The organism is Leptotrichia sp. SK-5 (assembly GCF_055387215.1).
Map to the genome: position 1 here is coordinate 1,467,314 of NZ_AP028931.1, position 16,786 is coordinate 1,484,099.

Annotated in this window: 14 protein-coding genes; 1 reads left to right on the forward strand and 13 read right to left on the reverse strand. The window is 30.6% G+C overall.

Going from position 1 to position 16,786, the window contains the following annotated elements:
* Positions 1 to 9 precede the first annotated feature (9 nt).
* Positions 10 to 792 (forward strand): potassium channel family protein, encoded by a 783-nt coding sequence (locus ACZ5B9_RS07470; RefSeq protein ID WP_314115419.1) that lies wholly within the window; start codon positions 10 to 12, stop codon positions 790 to 792.
* Between the two features lie 87 nt (positions 793 to 879).
* On the opposite strand, the gene ACZ5B9_RS07475 is transcribed toward ACZ5B9_RS07470, so the two are convergent.
* From ACZ5B9_RS07475 to ACZ5B9_RS07535, 13 genes are all read right to left on the reverse strand, one after another.
* Entirely contained in the window at positions 880 to 2,412 is a 1,533-nt protein-coding gene (locus ACZ5B9_RS07475; protein ID WP_464422029.1) for a contractile injection system protein, VgrG/Pvc8 family, read from the reverse strand.
* Positions 2,413 to 3,118: 706 nt separating this feature from the next.
* On the reverse strand, positions 3,119 to 3,583 hold the full coding sequence (locus ACZ5B9_RS07480) for a hypothetical protein (protein WP_464422030.1): 465 nt from the start codon (positions 3,581 to 3,583) through the stop codon (positions 3,119 to 3,121).
* Between the two features lie 88 nt (positions 3,584 to 3,671).
* Entirely contained in the window at positions 3,672 to 4,775 is a 1,104-nt protein-coding gene (gene ychF, locus ACZ5B9_RS07485) for a redox-regulated ATPase YchF (protein WP_464422031.1), read from the reverse strand.
* A gap of 24 nt (positions 4,776 to 4,799) precedes the next feature.
* Complete coding sequence (locus ACZ5B9_RS07490; RefSeq protein ID WP_464422032.1) at positions 4,800 to 5,333, reverse strand: uracil-DNA glycosylase; 534 nt, start codon at positions 5,331 to 5,333, stop codon at positions 4,800 to 4,802.
* 30 nt (positions 5,334 to 5,363) lie between these two features.
* Positions 5,364 to 6,137 carry an MBL fold metallo-hydrolase gene (locus ACZ5B9_RS07495; RefSeq protein ID WP_464422033.1) on the reverse strand — a complete coding sequence of 258 codons (774 nt, stop codon included), beginning with the start codon at positions 6,135 to 6,137 and terminating at the stop codon, positions 5,364 to 5,366.
* A gap of 55 nt (positions 6,138 to 6,192) precedes the next feature.
* Complete coding sequence (locus ACZ5B9_RS07500; protein ID WP_314292362.1) at positions 6,193 to 6,630, reverse strand: competence protein ComE; 438 nt, start codon at positions 6,628 to 6,630, stop codon at positions 6,193 to 6,195.
* Between the two features lie 163 nt (positions 6,631 to 6,793).
* Positions 6,794 to 7,915, reverse strand: a complete 1,122-nt coding sequence (yqeH, locus tag ACZ5B9_RS07505; protein ID WP_464422034.1) for a ribosome biogenesis GTPase YqeH — start codon at positions 7,913 to 7,915, stop codon at positions 6,794 to 6,796.
* A 57-nt stretch (positions 7,916 to 7,972) separates the two neighbouring features.
* On the reverse strand, positions 7,973 to 9,082 hold the full coding sequence (locus tag ACZ5B9_RS07510; RefSeq protein ID WP_464422035.1) for a tyrosine-type recombinase/integrase: 1,110 nt from the start codon (positions 9,080 to 9,082) through the stop codon (positions 7,973 to 7,975).
* A 187-nt stretch (positions 9,083 to 9,269) separates the two neighbouring features.
* Positions 9,270 to 11,654, reverse strand: coding sequence for a type I DNA topoisomerase (gene topA, locus ACZ5B9_RS07515; protein ID WP_464422036.1), 2,385 nt, complete (start codon positions 11,652 to 11,654; stop codon positions 9,270 to 9,272).
* A gap of 364 nt (positions 11,655 to 12,018) precedes the next feature.
* On the reverse strand, positions 12,019 to 13,110 hold the full coding sequence (dprA, locus tag ACZ5B9_RS07520) for a DNA-processing protein DprA (protein ID WP_464422037.1): 1,092 nt from the start codon (positions 13,108 to 13,110) through the stop codon (positions 12,019 to 12,021).
* A 23-nt stretch (positions 13,111 to 13,133) separates the two neighbouring features.
* Positions 13,134 to 13,811 carry a tetratricopeptide repeat protein gene (locus ACZ5B9_RS07525; protein WP_464422038.1) on the reverse strand — a complete coding sequence of 226 codons (678 nt, stop codon included), beginning with the start codon at positions 13,809 to 13,811 and terminating at the stop codon, positions 13,134 to 13,136.
* Positions 13,812 to 13,937: 126 nt separating this feature from the next.
* Positions 13,938 to 15,326, reverse strand: a complete 1,389-nt coding sequence (gene asnS, locus ACZ5B9_RS07530) for an asparagine--tRNA ligase (protein ID WP_464422039.1) — start codon at positions 15,324 to 15,326, stop codon at positions 13,938 to 13,940.
* A 294-nt stretch (positions 15,327 to 15,620) separates the two neighbouring features.
* The gene (locus ACZ5B9_RS07535; RefSeq protein ID WP_464422040.1) at positions 15,621 to 16,541 is read right to left on the reverse strand and encodes a DDE-type integrase/transposase/recombinase; all 921 of its coding nucleotides are present in this window, start codon (positions 16,539 to 16,541) and stop codon (positions 15,621 to 15,623) included.
* Positions 16,542 to 16,786 lie beyond the last annotated feature (245 nt).

Consider the following 16,786-nt stretch of genomic DNA (forward strand, 5'->3'; position numbering starts at 1 on the left):
GGAGTTTTTATGAAAAAGAAAATTGAAAAATTACATAAAAACAAAAGATTCCGTATAAGTTATCAGGTTATTTTTATTTTCTTGGCATTATACAGCTTTGTCACTACACTTTTAGATTTACACGGTGATATTAGCATTTTTAATAATCCAATCCTGGAATTTATTGATGTATCAATTTATTTAATTTTTGCAGTGGATTATTTTATACGTTTTACAAATTCAGACAATAAATTAGATTTTATTGAAAGCAATATTCCTGATTTAATCTCAATTATTCCGTATTATTCTATTTTTAGGCTATTCAGAATTTTTAAGATTAGACGTTTAGCAAGAGTTTTTAAGCATTTAAAGCTGACAAAAGCTTATTTGTCTGTAAAAAAATTCTACAAAAAAATAAAAAAAATCTTGAGAGCAAATGGACTTATTTATTTGTTAATATTTGCTGTACTTGGAATCATAGTATCTGCCCTAATAGTTTCCTATGTCGAAAAACTCTCTTATTTTAATAGCCTATGGTGGGCTTTTGTAACTGCAACTACTGTTGGTTATGGAGATGTCTATCCACATACATTTATTGGAAGAATAATTGCTATTTTTCTGATATTGATTGGAATGGGAACTTTTGGAATGATTACGGGAGCAATCACAAGTTATTTCTTAAATCGGCAAACTGATTTAATTCCAGATGATGATTTAGATGAATATGTTTTAAATTCCCAAAACTATACAGATACAGAAAAACAGGAAATTATAACTTTTATACAATTTATAAGAAACAAAAGAAAAAAATAAATTATACTAAAATCTTTTCAATACAGGAAGAACAGTTAGTTTTAACTAACCTTATTATTCTCCTGTATTTTTTATTATTAACTACTATTAATTACTGTGAACTTTTTTCCCTTTAATTCTCACATCTGAACTTAATGATTCCATCGTTATTTCCTTCTCTTTCCCAATAATATTTATCTTAGAGCCATAAAAATCAGCATCCCCAATCGACTCTATCCCCAAATAATTATTAGAAGCCACTATCATATTTTGATTAGCCTTATTTACAAAATTATCTGCATTTTCAACTATATTTGGTGATTCTACGCTATATTTCTCAGCCGTTTTCACTTCAAAACTGTTCAAATTCAAGTTAAAATTAAAATCACTCTGATTAACCTGAAAATTTCTTTTGGTATAATCGCTAAATCTTCCATTTCCTTTATTGTTTATTGCCCACGACACTTTTGCAAATCGCTCATCTTCATTTGGAAAATAAACTTCCACAGTATCATTTACTTCGGGAGTACAGAAAAATCCAGTATTTGTCTGCGAATAAAAAGTCTGATAACTTAATGGAAATCTTTTTATCCCATAATCATCATACGCTTTGTCATTACTTTCCTCATTGCTTCTTTCCTGAACAATTTTTTTCATCCCTTCTGCAAATCTGACTTCCATTTTCGCAATTCCACCATCTTCAAATACTCGTTCAACATTTGCTTCAATTCTGCACCCTCTAATTTTTTCATTATACTTCCTAAATATATGATAACTGCTCATATCCGTTGCTAAAAATTCACTTTTTAAAATAAAATCCTTCAAAAATATCCTAGTTTTTAATACAGAAAAATTACCTTTATTCCCACTAGAATCTTTATCATTTCCTTCATTTTCTACAGCATTTTCAGAAATGGAAACAGTATCTCCTAAATTTATTACTTTATTTGACTGCACTTTATAATATAGATTTTTATAATCTCTTACCAGCGAATAATCTGAAAAATATTTATTTTCCTTCTTAATTTCTCCCATTTCTACGATTCCAAACAATATTATTCCCTGTTCTATTACAAACATCCCCGTTTTTAATTGACTCGCAAGTCTTACCAAAAATTCCCAGTCTGTTTCATCAAACTGAACAATCAAACTGCCTATCTGCTTTTTCGCAATATCAGAATACTTTATTTCCAGCTTTTTATCAGCATAATCCTTATTAATCTCATCAATTATATCTGAAAACATTAAATTCCTATCCTGAAAAACCCGATACTTTTTCTCATTTTTCCTGTCAAAAATCACACTTTTAGAAAACGCCTTCATCAAAATTCTGCACCCATAACTCCCATAATCCAGAATCTCAAAATAATCAACAATTCCGCTAAAAACTTTTCTTTTGATATCCTTATCTGCATTAGCAAGCTCAATTTCAATCCCAACATCTTCTTTTTCAATAATTCTTTCCAAATTTTTTCTCTGCTCATCATCCATTTCCAATTGAATTTCCAGCTTCTGATGTTCATTAATATTTTCATCCAACACAAATTCCTGAATCACAAAATTCTCTAACTTTGTTTTATTCAATATGATTCCAATATTTTTCCCTTCATACATATTTTCAACATTTACATCTTTACTCATTTTTACCACCTCAATTATTTCCTTTTATTAATTTTATTTAACAATCATTTTACAATTTAATCCTTAAGTACTAAAATAACAATTATTTCTAATTTTTGAAAAGAGAATTGTTGTTAATAAAAATTTTTTCGATAATTTATAGATTTTTTCTTTTTTATAACGTAAAGGGGATCAATCGCCATCCCCTTTACAATCCCCGCTCGTCTAAGCATTTTTTTGAAACAAAAACGAAACTCGCTACGTAAAACTTCGCTCAAACAGTCGTTTTTATTCCAAAAAAATCACGACACTTTAAATTTAATTATAACAATTATAATAAAAAATTTTGCGTAAAGCGGGGTAGTTCGTAGAACATTTCGCCAGTATCTCTAAGTAGCAGTTAGTTAAAGATGCTAAAATAACTGTTATTGCGAAAGAGGGCATGGCGATTGATGCCATTACGTTAAAAAAATCTATAAATTATCAAAAAAAATCTTTATTAACAACAAACCTCCTTGCAAAAATTAGGAATAATTATTAATTTTTATACTTAAGAAAATATTTTTGTAACAATTTTATTAATTAAATATTAATTTATTTTTATTATACTACATTTTTAATTAAATTTCAATAATTATTATTTATAAAACACGCAACTTAAAATTATTTTGAAAATTATCTTATCAAATTTCTATTTATTACTTAAAATCTTCTATTCTCTGTATTCCTATTTAGATTTTGAAACTTCATTTAACACGTTAAGTGCTATTTCATTATTTTTATCTAATTTTAATATTTCTTTGGCTATACTTTCTGCTTCCTCTTCTTTCATTAAACGTTCTGGAAGTCCGTAGAAACTTAATAATAATAGCAGATTATCAACATTTTTTTTCAGTGAGACCAATTCCCTAGCATGAAAAATTCCAACAGCATAAGCACCTTCCATCCAACATAATGTATAAGCCATTATAATTACTGATAAATTTAACCAAAGTGTATTACCTGTTTTTTTAAACATATATTGTGTAAAACCATAGACACTTAAACTTTCTGTCCTATCAGCAATATTAAACCAAATTATATCGTGTATCTCTTTATTATTCATATTTTTAAATTTTTTTGCTGCTTGCTCATACTTTGCATTCAATATATCTCTTTCTATTTCTTCTAACATAACTTTATTATATTTCATAGTTTTTTTTCTCCCAAACAATTTAAAAAAAGCCCTTTAAATAAGCAACAAACTTAAAAAAGAGCTTCTAAAATTAATAAATATTTTCTTATACATTAAACCTAAAGAACATTACATCCCCATCTTGCACAATGTACTCTTTTCCTTCCAGTCTCATTGCACCTTTTTCTTTTGCACCGTTCCATCCATTTAGTTCGATGAATTTGTCGAAAGATACTACTTCTGCTCTGATAAATCCTTTTTCAATGTCTGTGTGAATTTCACTGGCAGATTTTTGAGCGTTTGTTCCTTGTTTTATTGTCCATGCCCTTACTTCTTTTACTCCAGCGGTAAAATATGTGATTAGTCCTAACAATTTGAATCCTGCTCTAATTAGTCTGTTTAGGCTTGGTTCTTTTATTCCTAATTCATCAATGAACATTTGTCTTTCTTCTTCATCTTCTATTTCAATTAATTCTGCTTCCACTTTTGCTGAAAAGGTTACTACTTCACTGTCATACTGTTTTGCAAATTCACGCACTTTTTTTACGTAATCGTTTTCAATTCCAGCCGTCAAGTCTTCTTCCGAAATATTTGCAGCAAACATCATTGGCTTTATTGTCAAAAATTGATAAACTTTTATTAATTCTTCTTCTCTTTGGGTAAATTCCAATGTTTTTAACAACTTAAATTCTTCCAGATGAGCTTTACATCTTTCGAGAACTGCGACTAATTCTTTTCCTTCTGCGTTTCCTCCACGAGCCAGCTTCTGATTTTTCTGAATTGCCCTTTCAACTGTGTCTAAATCAGCAAAAATCAATTCTGCATTAATCGTTTCAATATCTCTTATAGGATCAACGCTTCCTTCCACGTGAATAATATTATCATCATCAAAACATCTTACAACCTGACAAATTGCAGCTGTATTTCTAATGTTTGATAAAAACTGGTTTCCTAGTCCTTCCCCTTTTGATGCACCTTTTACAAGTCCTGCAATATCTACAAATTCAACTGTTGCTCCAACCGTTCTTTCTGGATTAACTACTTTCTCCAAATCTTTTAAACGTGGATCTGGCACGCTTACAAGCCCTACATTTGGCTCAATTGTTGCAAATGGATAGTTTGCCGCCTCTGCATTCTGTGTTTTTGTTATTGCGTTAAATAATGTTGATTTTCCCACGTTTGGTAATCCTACAATTCCTATTCCTATCATTCTTTTTTTATTTCCTTTCTTCTTTTATAATTTTTCCAAAATTTTTATTAATTTCCATTTTTCCTTATCTGTTGCTTTAAACAAATAGGAAATATCGTAAATCGGCACAATCTTAATTTCTCCATAAAAATCAAACACTTTACCCACCAAATCTTTTATATCCTCTTTTTCTACATCTTCTAAAAGTGATTTAGTTGCCCTTTCTCCAACTGTTACAATGTACTTTGGATTAATTAAGGCAATTTGCGCTACAAGAAACTCATTACACTTTGTAATACTGTCTTTCTCGATTAAATTACCATGTGAACTGCATTTTGTGAGAGTTGTAAAATAACATTTCTTCAAATCGAGCTTTGAATATTCCAAAAATTTTTTAAAATATTTTCCATTTCTGTCAATCAAAAGTTTCTGCTTTACATCCTCTTCTTCACTTATGCTATCCAGCACAAATAAAATTTCTGCCTTTTTATTCCCTTCGCCAACAATTGGATTAATTCTAGTTTTTTCTAATATACATTTAGTACAAATGTCGATTTCCAGCTTTAAGTCATTCCACATAACTTTTTCCTTATTCTTTATTCTAATATTCTATATTTTATAAATTTCTGTTCCCTCTTCATTAATAATTTCAATTTCCAAATGGCTTTTATTTTCTCGCTCCAAAATTTGATACAGCGAATTATAAGCCAGCTCTGGCGTGTTATTGTCCTTGCTTATATGCATCAAATAAACCTTTTTAAGTTTCTCGCAAAGCACCTGCCCAATCAGCTTTGATGCTTCTGCATTTGACAAATGTCCATTTCTTCCTTTTACACGTTTTTTCAGTTCCCAATGATAAGGGCCTGTCATCAGCATATTATAGTCATAGTTACTTTCCAGCACAATTACATCACTATTTTTCAAATTTTCCTTAATAATATTGTTTACACAGCCAACATCACTTGCATAGGACAATTTTTTTCCTTCGTATTCAAATGTGTATCCCAAGCACTTTTCAGCATCGTGCATTACTTCAAAATTATTTATCACACAATTGTCAATAACAATTTTTTCATCTCTTATAAAATTTAAATTTTTTTTCTCAATTTTTCCAATTCTATCCTTAATTACATTATAAGTTACTTCATGAAGATAAATTGGAATATCGTATTTTCGTGAAACGACACCAAGTCCTTGAATATGGTCAGAATGCTCATGTGTCACAAATATCCCCATTATATCATCAATTCTTTTTTCAATATTATTCAATTTTTCTACAATTTTTTTACCACTAAATCCTGCATCTATAAGAAATTTCTTATTTCCCATCTCAATATAGCTTGAATTTCCGCTACTTCCACTTCCCAAACTTGAAAATTTCATTTTTTTTACTAATCTTCTTTCTAATTGAGTTTTTCAACTCCCCCATTTTATGATTTTAAATATTTGGTGAAATCGTTCCTTTTAACTGGTCATAAACCCATCCACCTTTTTTATCCTTTTTTGTTACAATTCTATTGCTTCTTTCCCTAAAATCCTTTATGCTTTCAGGAATTTCATAAATTTTATCACTTCCATAAAAAGTTCCAAAATTATATACTCCATCTGAACTCTTTACATCATGAAGATTGTTTTCTAATCCCGCCAATTTAGGATTAGAACCTGTTTTTTCATTAAATTTTTTTACTGCATTTTGTAATTTTATAGTTTCTACCTGAATATCCGCAGTTATAAGTTTATCTACTTTTCTTGACAATAAAATCACAACATTTAGTATTGCGATAAATACAACTATAAGAAAAGTTATTCCACGAAGAGCAATTTTTCTAGTCATTTTTGCTCTATTATTTACATAATAATCGTTATCAAAAGCCATTTTCCCGCATGAAATTTACAAAATTTTAAATTTAATAATTACAATGTAAAAAATCACGCCCTCCTTCCTTCAGATTTTTTTACTTCAATTTTCCTATTTTTTCAGTTTGTTTTTTCAAAAATCAAACCTTCATTAAATTCAAGTTTCTAATAATTTCTTAAATTTATTTTTTATTTCTAAAAATTGACGGCCTGACAATCACTTTTACATTTTCTGGAACTTCCAGCTGTAACTTTAGCGGACCTCTTTTAACATTTATCCAGCCTAGCCCTGCTATTACCAGTTCCTCATTTTCCTCAATTTCCACTTCATGAGTTACAAATTCATTTTGAAAATACTTTTCTTTTTCAGCTCCTTGTAAAATTTCAAAGTAATTTCCATTTAGCAAGGCTTCCACTCTTTCCTCACGAGCTACATGGAACTTCACACTTTTTGAAGCATAAGCAGAAAAAATAGGCTTGCTTCCACTTTCTAAAAGTTCATTTCCAAGTATCTTAAATCTGCAGAAAACATCAAACATAAATACCTGATTTTCTTCAAGTTTAAAAGTTTTTCGTGAAATTTCTCCAGCTGGCACCAGCTTTAATCCATTTTCTACACTAATCAAATCAGAAATTCTTCCATCTGGAATAAGTCCAGGCGTGTCAATTATCGTAATTTCACTATTTGGAATTTTATTGTTAATTGATTTTAAAGTAGTTCCAGAATATTTAGAAGTTGTTATTTTATTGTTCCCAAGAAGTAAATTTATAACTGATGATTTCCCAACATTTGAAACTCCAAGCACAGTTGCCTTTACTTTTTTATTATGAAAAATATTTTTAATTTTTCTGATTATTCCATTTACTCCGTATTTATTTTTCGCACTGATAAAAGCAATATCATCAGGTACAATGTCTTCTTCTGCAAGCCTGTCCTTTACCCAGTTTGAAATTTCAGTTGGATGTATAAAGTCAGGCAGCAAATCTATTTTGTTAATTAAAATTATCGATCTGTAGTCTCTTAGATAATCCAAAATTTCCTCAGTAAATGAGCCTTCAAAGTCAATAATATCAAAAATCGGAAGTATTATATCAGATTTTTTCACACTTTCATTTACTTCCTTCAGATAATCTTCCCTGCTAAAATTATTTACAAGATTTTCCCCATAATTCTTAATTTTAAAACATCTCTGACAAAGTAAATTATCCTGCGTAATAAACTTCTCTTCTGGAACATACCCTTCCTTATTTTTATCTTCAAACTGCAGTTCAATTCCACAACCGCTACATTTTTTTATAATCAAAATTTCCTCCTATTTTTCTCATTCCTTTTACATTAAAATTCAATCCAGTCAAACCCATTATTCCTTAGCCAACGGATGAGTGCTCATATAAATATCCCGCAAGAAAGCCTTGCTCACATGTGTATAAACCTGCGTTGTAGCAATACTGCTATGCCCAAGCAATTCCTGTAAATATCGGATATCCACTCCATTATTCAAAAGTTCTGTTGCAAACGAATGCCTAAATACATGCGGTGTTATTTCCTTTTGTATCCCCGCCTCATGTGCATGTGCCGAAATAAGCCTTCTTAACGAACGTGTCGTCAATTTTTTTCCTTTACTGTTTACAATCAGCACTTCCCTTGTATAGTTTTCATATTGCCTTTTCTTTTCTTCAATATACTTTATGAGCCATTTCTTAGCATTTTCACTAAAAAAAGTTATCCGCTCCTTATCCCCTTTTCCAATAACTCTGATTTCCCGCTCTTCAATATCAATCATAAATTCACTCAAATTAATAAGTTCCATCGAACGAAGGCCGCTAGAATAAAGAAGTTCAATAATCAATCTATCTCGAATCCCAGTAATTTTTTCGGTATTTATAACGTTTCTCAATCTATTCAAGTCATCTCTATTCAAGACATTTGGCAATTCTTTCTCGAATTTTGGAACATTAATATAAGCCGCCTTATTCGTTTCAATCACTTTTATTTCCTGAAGATATTTAAAAAATGTCCTAAGTGCTGAAATCTTTCTATTTATAGTCCTTTTAGACACTGGCTTGACACTTATTTTTGTATTTAATTCTTCCATATCTTCAATACTCTTTATTTTATTAATTTCTGTTTCGGTATCTGCAATTTCTAAATTTTCAGAAATTTTCTCTGAATTTTCTCCCTTATCCTCATCCTTGATCAGCCTTTTGGGAGAATTTAAATATGCAATAAAAGATCTGAATGTCATCATTTCAATTTCCTCAAAATTATGAATTTCCTCATATTCATCCAGATATTCCATAAACTGCAGTAAATCCCGCCGATAACTTCTAATCGTATTAAAACTTTTCCCAAGAATAACCTCTTCATAATACAAAAATTTGTCAACATACATCACAAGATTTTCATTTCTTATATTGTCTTTATTTCCAATTGCCTTTTCTTTCTCAACGTCTTTGTCACTATTATTCATTAAAACTTCTCCATTTATTATAACACAATCATTCACAGCAATACAGATTAATTCTCTTTTTTATTTAAAAACTATCTAAAATCGTATTTAAAATCTATAACACTCTACATTATTCAATTTATTAGTCCGATAATAAATAACAAAATAATTTTAAACTTATATTTTAATAAATTAATTATTTTTCTAGCTATTTAGACTTTTTTGCTGTAGATTTTCTAGTTGTTGCTGTCTTTTTAGCCTTTGTAGATGTAGATTTTGTTTTAGCTGTTGTTTTTTTAGTTGCCTTTTTTGTAGTTTTTTTGGATTTTTCCGATTTTTCAGTTACTCTTGTAACTTTCCCAGTTTTTATATTTTTTATAGTTTTACATTCCGGATAGCCTGTACAAGCCAAAAATTTTCCAAATCTTCCAGTTTTTATTTCATAGGGTTTTCCGCAAAATTCGCAGACTCCTGCTTCTTCTATTATTTTTCTGTCAATTTCATAAAGCCGTTTCATTTCATCGCTTATTTGCAATACTCCATCCAGCTCTATTACAGCGCCTTTTTTATATTTTTGCTTCAATTCAGCTGGCAACGACATTCTCTTTTCATCGTTTTCATAATTTTCACTTTCAAGATATTCCCCAAATCGTCCGACTTTCAACACATATCTGTTTCCAGTTTCATCAAAATAATCGGTCAAAATTCCTTTTTTATTGTTTTGAAGTTTCTCTACTTCCTCTTTTACAAAGATTTCTCCCTTTTTAAGAACTTCTGGTGATATTGCAATTCCTTTTAACGAAATTTTTTCTTTCTCGTTTGTTTCGCTGATTAAATATTTTCCATAAAGCCCCGTTTTTAAAACCATTGGATTCCCCTCTGAATCCAGCACATCCGACACAATTCTGCGATTCTTTATTTTATCAATTTCCTTCTCGAACTTGTCGATGTCCTTTTCAAGAGAATCATAAAAAGTTCTCAAAAGCTGTACCCATTCAACTGTACCTTCTTCAACCTTATCCAGTTCCTTTTCCATATTCGCCGTAAATTTCACATTTATAATGTCCTTAAAGTTCTTGACAAGTTCATCCTTTACCTCGTATCCCAAATACGTTGGATAAAAACGCTTTTCAATAAGTTCAACATATTCCCTTGATTTAAGTGTTTCAACAATTGAAGCATAAGTAGATGGACGTCCAATTCCCTCTGATTCCAGTTTTTTTACAAGCGTCGCTTCGGAAAATCTTGTTGGAGGCTTTGTTATTCCTTCTTCCACATTCAATTTGTCTATTGGATGAACATTGCCTTCCTTTAATTCTGGAAAATCACCAGTCTTAATTTCATCCTCATCTTTAAAAATCTTGTAATATCCATCAAAAATTACTTTGTTAATAGTCCCACGAAAACTGTAATCCCCATTCACAGCGTTAATTTGCATCTGCTCGTACTGCATAGCTGCAAACTGTGAAACTAGAAATCTGTCCCAGATCAATTTATACAATCTGTACTGATCATTAGTCAAATAATCTTTTATATTATCTGGAACTAAGTTAATGTCAGATGGACGGATTCCTTCGTGGGCATCCTGAACATTTGATTTTGAATTTTTTACAATATATTTTCCAACGTATTTTTCGCCATAATTTTTTGTAATGTAATCTTTTGCCATATTTAGGGCATCAACAGAAATTCTTGTGGAATCTGTTCTCATATACGTTATTAGCCCTTTATTTTCGCCATTAATCGCAAGTCCTTCATAAAGCTGCTGTGCAATTCTCATTGTTTTGCTTGCACCGTAGCCAAGATAGGATGAAGCAAGCTGCTGCAGTGTACTTGTCTTAAATACAAGTGGCGGTCTTTGAGATTTTTTCTTAACTTCTATTTTTTCAAGCGTCAATGATTCATTTTTCAAATCTTTTTTCAATTTTTTTACAATTTTTTCATCAAAGATTTTATCCACTTTTTCATCTGCAATTTTTACTAAATTAAGATTAATATCTTTTTCAATTAATGCGCTTACTTCCCAATATTTTTGCGGTACAAACGCATTTATCTCGTCTTCCAGGTCACAAATCAGCTTTAATGCAACCGACTGTACACGACCAGCACTGGCATTACGATTAATTATTTTCCATAAAAGCGGACTTATCTTATATCCCACAATTCTATCCAGCAGTCTTCTCGCCTGCTGCGCATTCACAAGGTTATCATTAATATCTCTTGGATTTTTAATCGCATTATTTACAGCCGTTTTTGTTATCTCGTTAAATTCTATCCTTTTTACCTTGTCAGGCTGCTTAATATAATTAGAAATATGCCAAGCAATCGCTTCCCCTTCCCTATCCTGATCTGATGCCAGATAAACAGCATTTGCACTTTTCGCTTTTTCCTTTAATTTTTTTAAAACCTCACCTTTCCCTTTTATAACCTTATATTGAGGCTCAAAATTATTTTCTACATCTATTCCAATTTTTGTTTTTGGTAAATCAATCACATGTCCGTAAGATGCAACAACTTCGTAATTTCTACCAAGTATTTTTTCAATAGTTTTTGCCTTCGACGGTGACTCAACAATAACTAACTTTCTAGCCAACTCTATTTTCTCCTTATTTCTTTATCTACTTATATATGTTTATTTTTAAATTATTTTGATTAATAATTACTTTTCTTATTTTATTCATATTTAATTTTTAAGCAGGGAGAACAAACGCCATCTCCCTGCACCCACGCTCTACGCAAAACTTTCTTATAAAAGAAAAATAGAACTCACTTTTGAATATAAATTATTTCAATCTAAATAATTTTATTTAATTTACAATCTATTCCAAAAGCTCAAACAGCTATTTTTCTTTTAACGAAATTTTGCTTATTATTTTTTTAATATCCATTGTATTACTAAATTAAAAATACTTAGACAATCGCGGGATGCAAGGTATAGTACTAATTCCTTACTTTAATTATACTATCCTTATATACTTCGCCCCATTTGTTTCTGTAATTAATCCTCTAATTTTTAGGCTCATAATTATTGAAAACAATTTATTTTTTTCGATTTTTTCTTTTACACTTTGCAGAATTTGCTCAAAACTTACTTCTTCCATTATTGTTTCGAATACAATTTGTTCTTCTGATGTAAGTTTTTGTAATTTGCTTTTTTCTTTTTTTATATCCCACAAAAATTCTTCAGCAATGTCATTCCCGCAAGTTACTAATTTTGCTTTGTTGTTTTTTATTAAATCATTACAGCCTTCAAAAGATGGATAATTTATGAATCCAGGTACAGCAAAAACTTCACGGTTCATGCTAAAAGCCAGTTCTGCTGTAATTAATGCACCACCTTTTTTAAAACTTTCAGCTACCAGAACTCCATCTGACATTCCTGCTATAATTCGATTTCTTCTAGGAAAAGTCCATCTTGTGGGTTGTGTCCCGAGCGGATATTCGCTTATAAGAGTTCCAGTTTCTCCTATTCTTTCCCATAAATCCCGATTTTCGTATGGATAAACTACATCCAGCCCTGTTCCAACTACTGACACAACTTCTATTTCCTTATCCAGTGCTGTTTTTAATGCAATTGTATCTATTCCATCAGCAAGTCCACTAATTATGGTTACATTATAGTTCACAAGTTCATTTACAATTTTTTCACAGGCTGTTTTTCCAAATTTAGTAGCTCTTCTTGTACCCACTACACCAATATTTCGCTTACTATCTACTGAAATTTTGTCTTTATCCATTTTTATTTTATCGTAATCTTTTAATTTTTTCCCCTTTAAATACAAAAAGACTGGAAAATCCTTTATTTCCTTTAGTTTTTTTGGATATTCCTTATCATTTGCACTTATTATTCTTACTTTGTTTCGCTCATAAAGATCAAGCCTTGCTTTCATATCAATTTTCATTGCTTCTTCCAGCTGATATTTTAATTCATCATTAAATAATTTAAAATTTTCTTCATAAAATAACTCTTCAAAATCTTGAAAAATTAACATAAGTTTTTTTATATGAGCATTCTTCATCCCATATTCCTTTAATCTAAGCCATTCCACAATAATTCCCCCCCCCTATTTTCTTATTTTGAACCAGCTAATATTTCATTTAATACTGCAATTTCTTTTTTTACTTCATCGTCAGAATATTTTGAATTGTATTCACGTAAATATCCTAACGCTTTTGAAAAATCCCCTTTTGATTTGTAGGCTATGCCTATCCCCAGTTTTGCTTCAGCCTGATTGCTATCCTGTGACAAAATTCTAGTGTAATAATCAATTGACTGCTCATTATTCCCCATAAGCCTTGAACCAATCGCAATTACATACATTACAGGAATATCAGGTGCTTCGTCTTTTAATGCTAGATTTACTGCCTTTTCATAAAGTCCATCACGAAAGTAAAGCTGTGCCATTCTGAATGTGGCTGATGAGCTTTTTTTCGCAAGTGTGGCATTTTCGTAATTTGCATAAGAATTGTATTTTGCCTCAGTTGATATGTCTTCAGTCTGTGTTGCTGGCATAGTTCCTGTGTCAACTGTCTTTTTTTCTTCTTTAGGATTCGTCTTTTCATTTCCTTGCTCAAGTGCTTTTTGTGTGCTATCATCATTTTCATTTGTTGCTGGCACTATTGGTTCTTCAACAGTTGTCGCAGTTGCATCATTATTGTTTGTATTTTCTACAATATAATAATTTGCCTTTACAATTGTTGCAAAAGAAAGTAACAATATTCCCATTAATATTCGTTTTAATTTGCTCATTTTTCCTCCTGACTATATAGTTCCCATATTATTTTTATACCTTAACATAAATTATACAAAAAATATAATTCTACTTTTTCTTTAAATACAACTTTAATATATTGTCAAGCGGGATTTCCTAAAATACTAAAACTCAAGATTTTTAGTAGTTCTTGGGAATGGAATCACATCTCTTATATTTGTCATTCCAGTAATGTACATAAGCATTCTGTCAAACCCAAGTCCAAATCCTGAATGTGGCACACTTCCATATTTTCTCAAGTCTAAATACCACCAGTAATCTTCCTCTTTTAATCCCATTTCATGAATTTTTCCTAAAAGAACGTCATAATCATCTTCCCTTTGGCTTCCACCTACAATTTCTCCAATTCCTGGTGCCAGTAAATCAACTGCTCTTACAGTTTTCCCATCTTCATTTAACTTCATATAAAATGCTTTTATATCTTTTGGATAATCAGTTACAAATACAGGTTTTTTAAAGTGTTTCTCTGCCAAGTATCTTTCATGCTCAGTTTGCAGGTCAATTCCCCACTCTACTTCATATTCAAATTTCTGTTTTGAATTTTTCAAAATTTCAATTGCTTCTGTATAAGTAATTCTGCCAAATTCATTGTTTACTAAAGTATCAAGCCTGTTAAACAAATCCTTGTCTACAAATTGGTTAAAGAATTCCATTTCTTCCTTAGCGTTTTCCCTTACATAATTTACAATATATTTTATCATTTCCTCAATAATATCCATATTTACATCCAAATCTGCAAATGCAATTTCAGGCTCCATCATCCAAAATTCTGCAGCGTGTTTTGGAGTATTAGATTTCTCAGCTCTAAATGTAGGTCCGAAAGTATATGTATTTTTAAACGCTGTTGCAAATGTTTCAACATTTAGCTGTCCGCTTACTGTAAGATTTGCCTCTTTTCCAAAGAAATCCTGCTTAAAGTCAATACTTCCATTTTCAGTTTTCGGAACATTGTTTATATCAAGTGTCGTAAGCCTAAACATTTCTCCAGCGCCTTCCGCATCACTTCCAGTAATTATAGGTGTTTGAACGTACACGAAGTTCTTTTCCTGAAAAAATTTATGAATTGCATAAGATAAAATTGAACGCACTCTGAATGTTGCAAAAAAAGCATTAGTTCTAGGACGTAAATGTGCAATTGTTCTCAAAAATTCAAAACTGTGTCTTTTATTTTGCAACGGATAATCTGAATCAGCTTTTTGATAAACAGAAATTTTTGTGGCTTTAATTTCGTAATCTTGCCCCTTTCCTAATGATTCAACTACAATTCCTGCAACTTTAATAGAACTCGAAATTGTAAGTTTAGAAATTTCCTCAAAATTTTCCATTCCTTCTTCAAAGACAACTTGAATCCCTCTAAAAAAGGTTCCATCATTTAATTCAATAAATCCAAAGTTCTTCTGACTTCTGATTTTTTTTACCCATCCATTAATTTCAATTTCTTTTCCCAAATACTCTTTTGTATTCTTCTGAAGTTCTCTTAATTCTAATAACATATATTATTATTCTCCTTTTCCTAAAAATTATTTTCATTTATTTCTTAGTTTACACTAAACCTTTTTAAAACTTAACTTATAATTTCAAAGTCTATTACTAAAATTATAAATTTGTCTACTTTTATAAATTTTTTTATTAGGTTCAAATTTATATCCATATTTTCACATTATAACATAATTTCTTGCATATTTTAATAAGAAATTCAAAAAAATATTATAATTTCTGTATAGATGTCAAACATTTGTTACAAAAATATATTAAAAAAAATATTTCTTTTCTAATGTAGCTTTAACCTACTGATTTTCCTTGTACTCTTTTAATACTTCATTTGGACTCTTAAAGCCCAGTACTTTTCTTGATATGTTGTTGTATCTTGTATTGTATTTTCTTATTGCCCTTAACAGTTCTTCCTTGCTTTTAAATTTCTTGTCCCCATAGTACTTGCTGTCAAGCCTGTGGCTTCTTTCCACTTTTCCATTCTCCCATGGCGAATATGGACGGGTTGTCACGTACTCTATCCCCTTCTCCTCCAGTTTCACCTCAAACAGCGTTTTCTTATCACTTTCAGAATTTGTGAACTCTTTCCCATTGTCTGTCTGAACTTTCTTTATGTCAAATCCCAGCTCCCTTTCCAAGTTCTCCAGAAACTTTGCGGTCTGATAGGTGCTTTTTTCATCTGCTATCCTTAACACTCTTTTTCTTGTATATTCATCTAATGCCGTTATCTGATAATACTTCTGGTCACGTGTGCCAAACTGTATGCATTCTTCCGTAACATATTTTATGTCTATCTGCACTCTTTCCCCAGGGTACTTCGCCTGTTCAGCCTTCTTTTTTCTTTTATGCGGCTTTTTAGGCTTTTCTTTGGCATTGCCCTTCATTTTCCTTATTATCTTGCACATTGAATCGTATGTACGGCTGTAGCCTTCCTTTCTTGCTTTGACATAAACTTCTGCCAGCCCTTCATAGCCAAATTTCCTGTACTTTTTCATAACCAGTTCTACTTCTTCTTGCGTGTGCTGGTTTGGGTGGCTTTTAGGTCTTCTGCTTTTTGGCAGGAGAGACTGGACTGTGCCGTCGTATCTGTCTCTCCAACGTTTTATCTGCTGACGTGATGTTTTATACTTCACTGCTGCCTTTGAATTATTATTATGTTTTATTGCATACTCAATTGCCCGTTGACGGACACGGTATATTTCTGATATACTACTCATATGAAAGGTTTCTTCTTAATGTGGTTTTGGTTGGCTTACATTATATCAGAAACCTTTCTTTTTTTGTATATTCTTGTCACATATGTATTATCTCACAACAAAATTCAAAAAAATATTATAATTTCAATCTTAATAAATATAAATTTCTTTGCTTGTATTATATCACGTTTTTTAATTTTATCAATCATTTCAATAATTTATTCATAAATCTCTAAAAATCATAAAAACAAAATATACTTATTTTC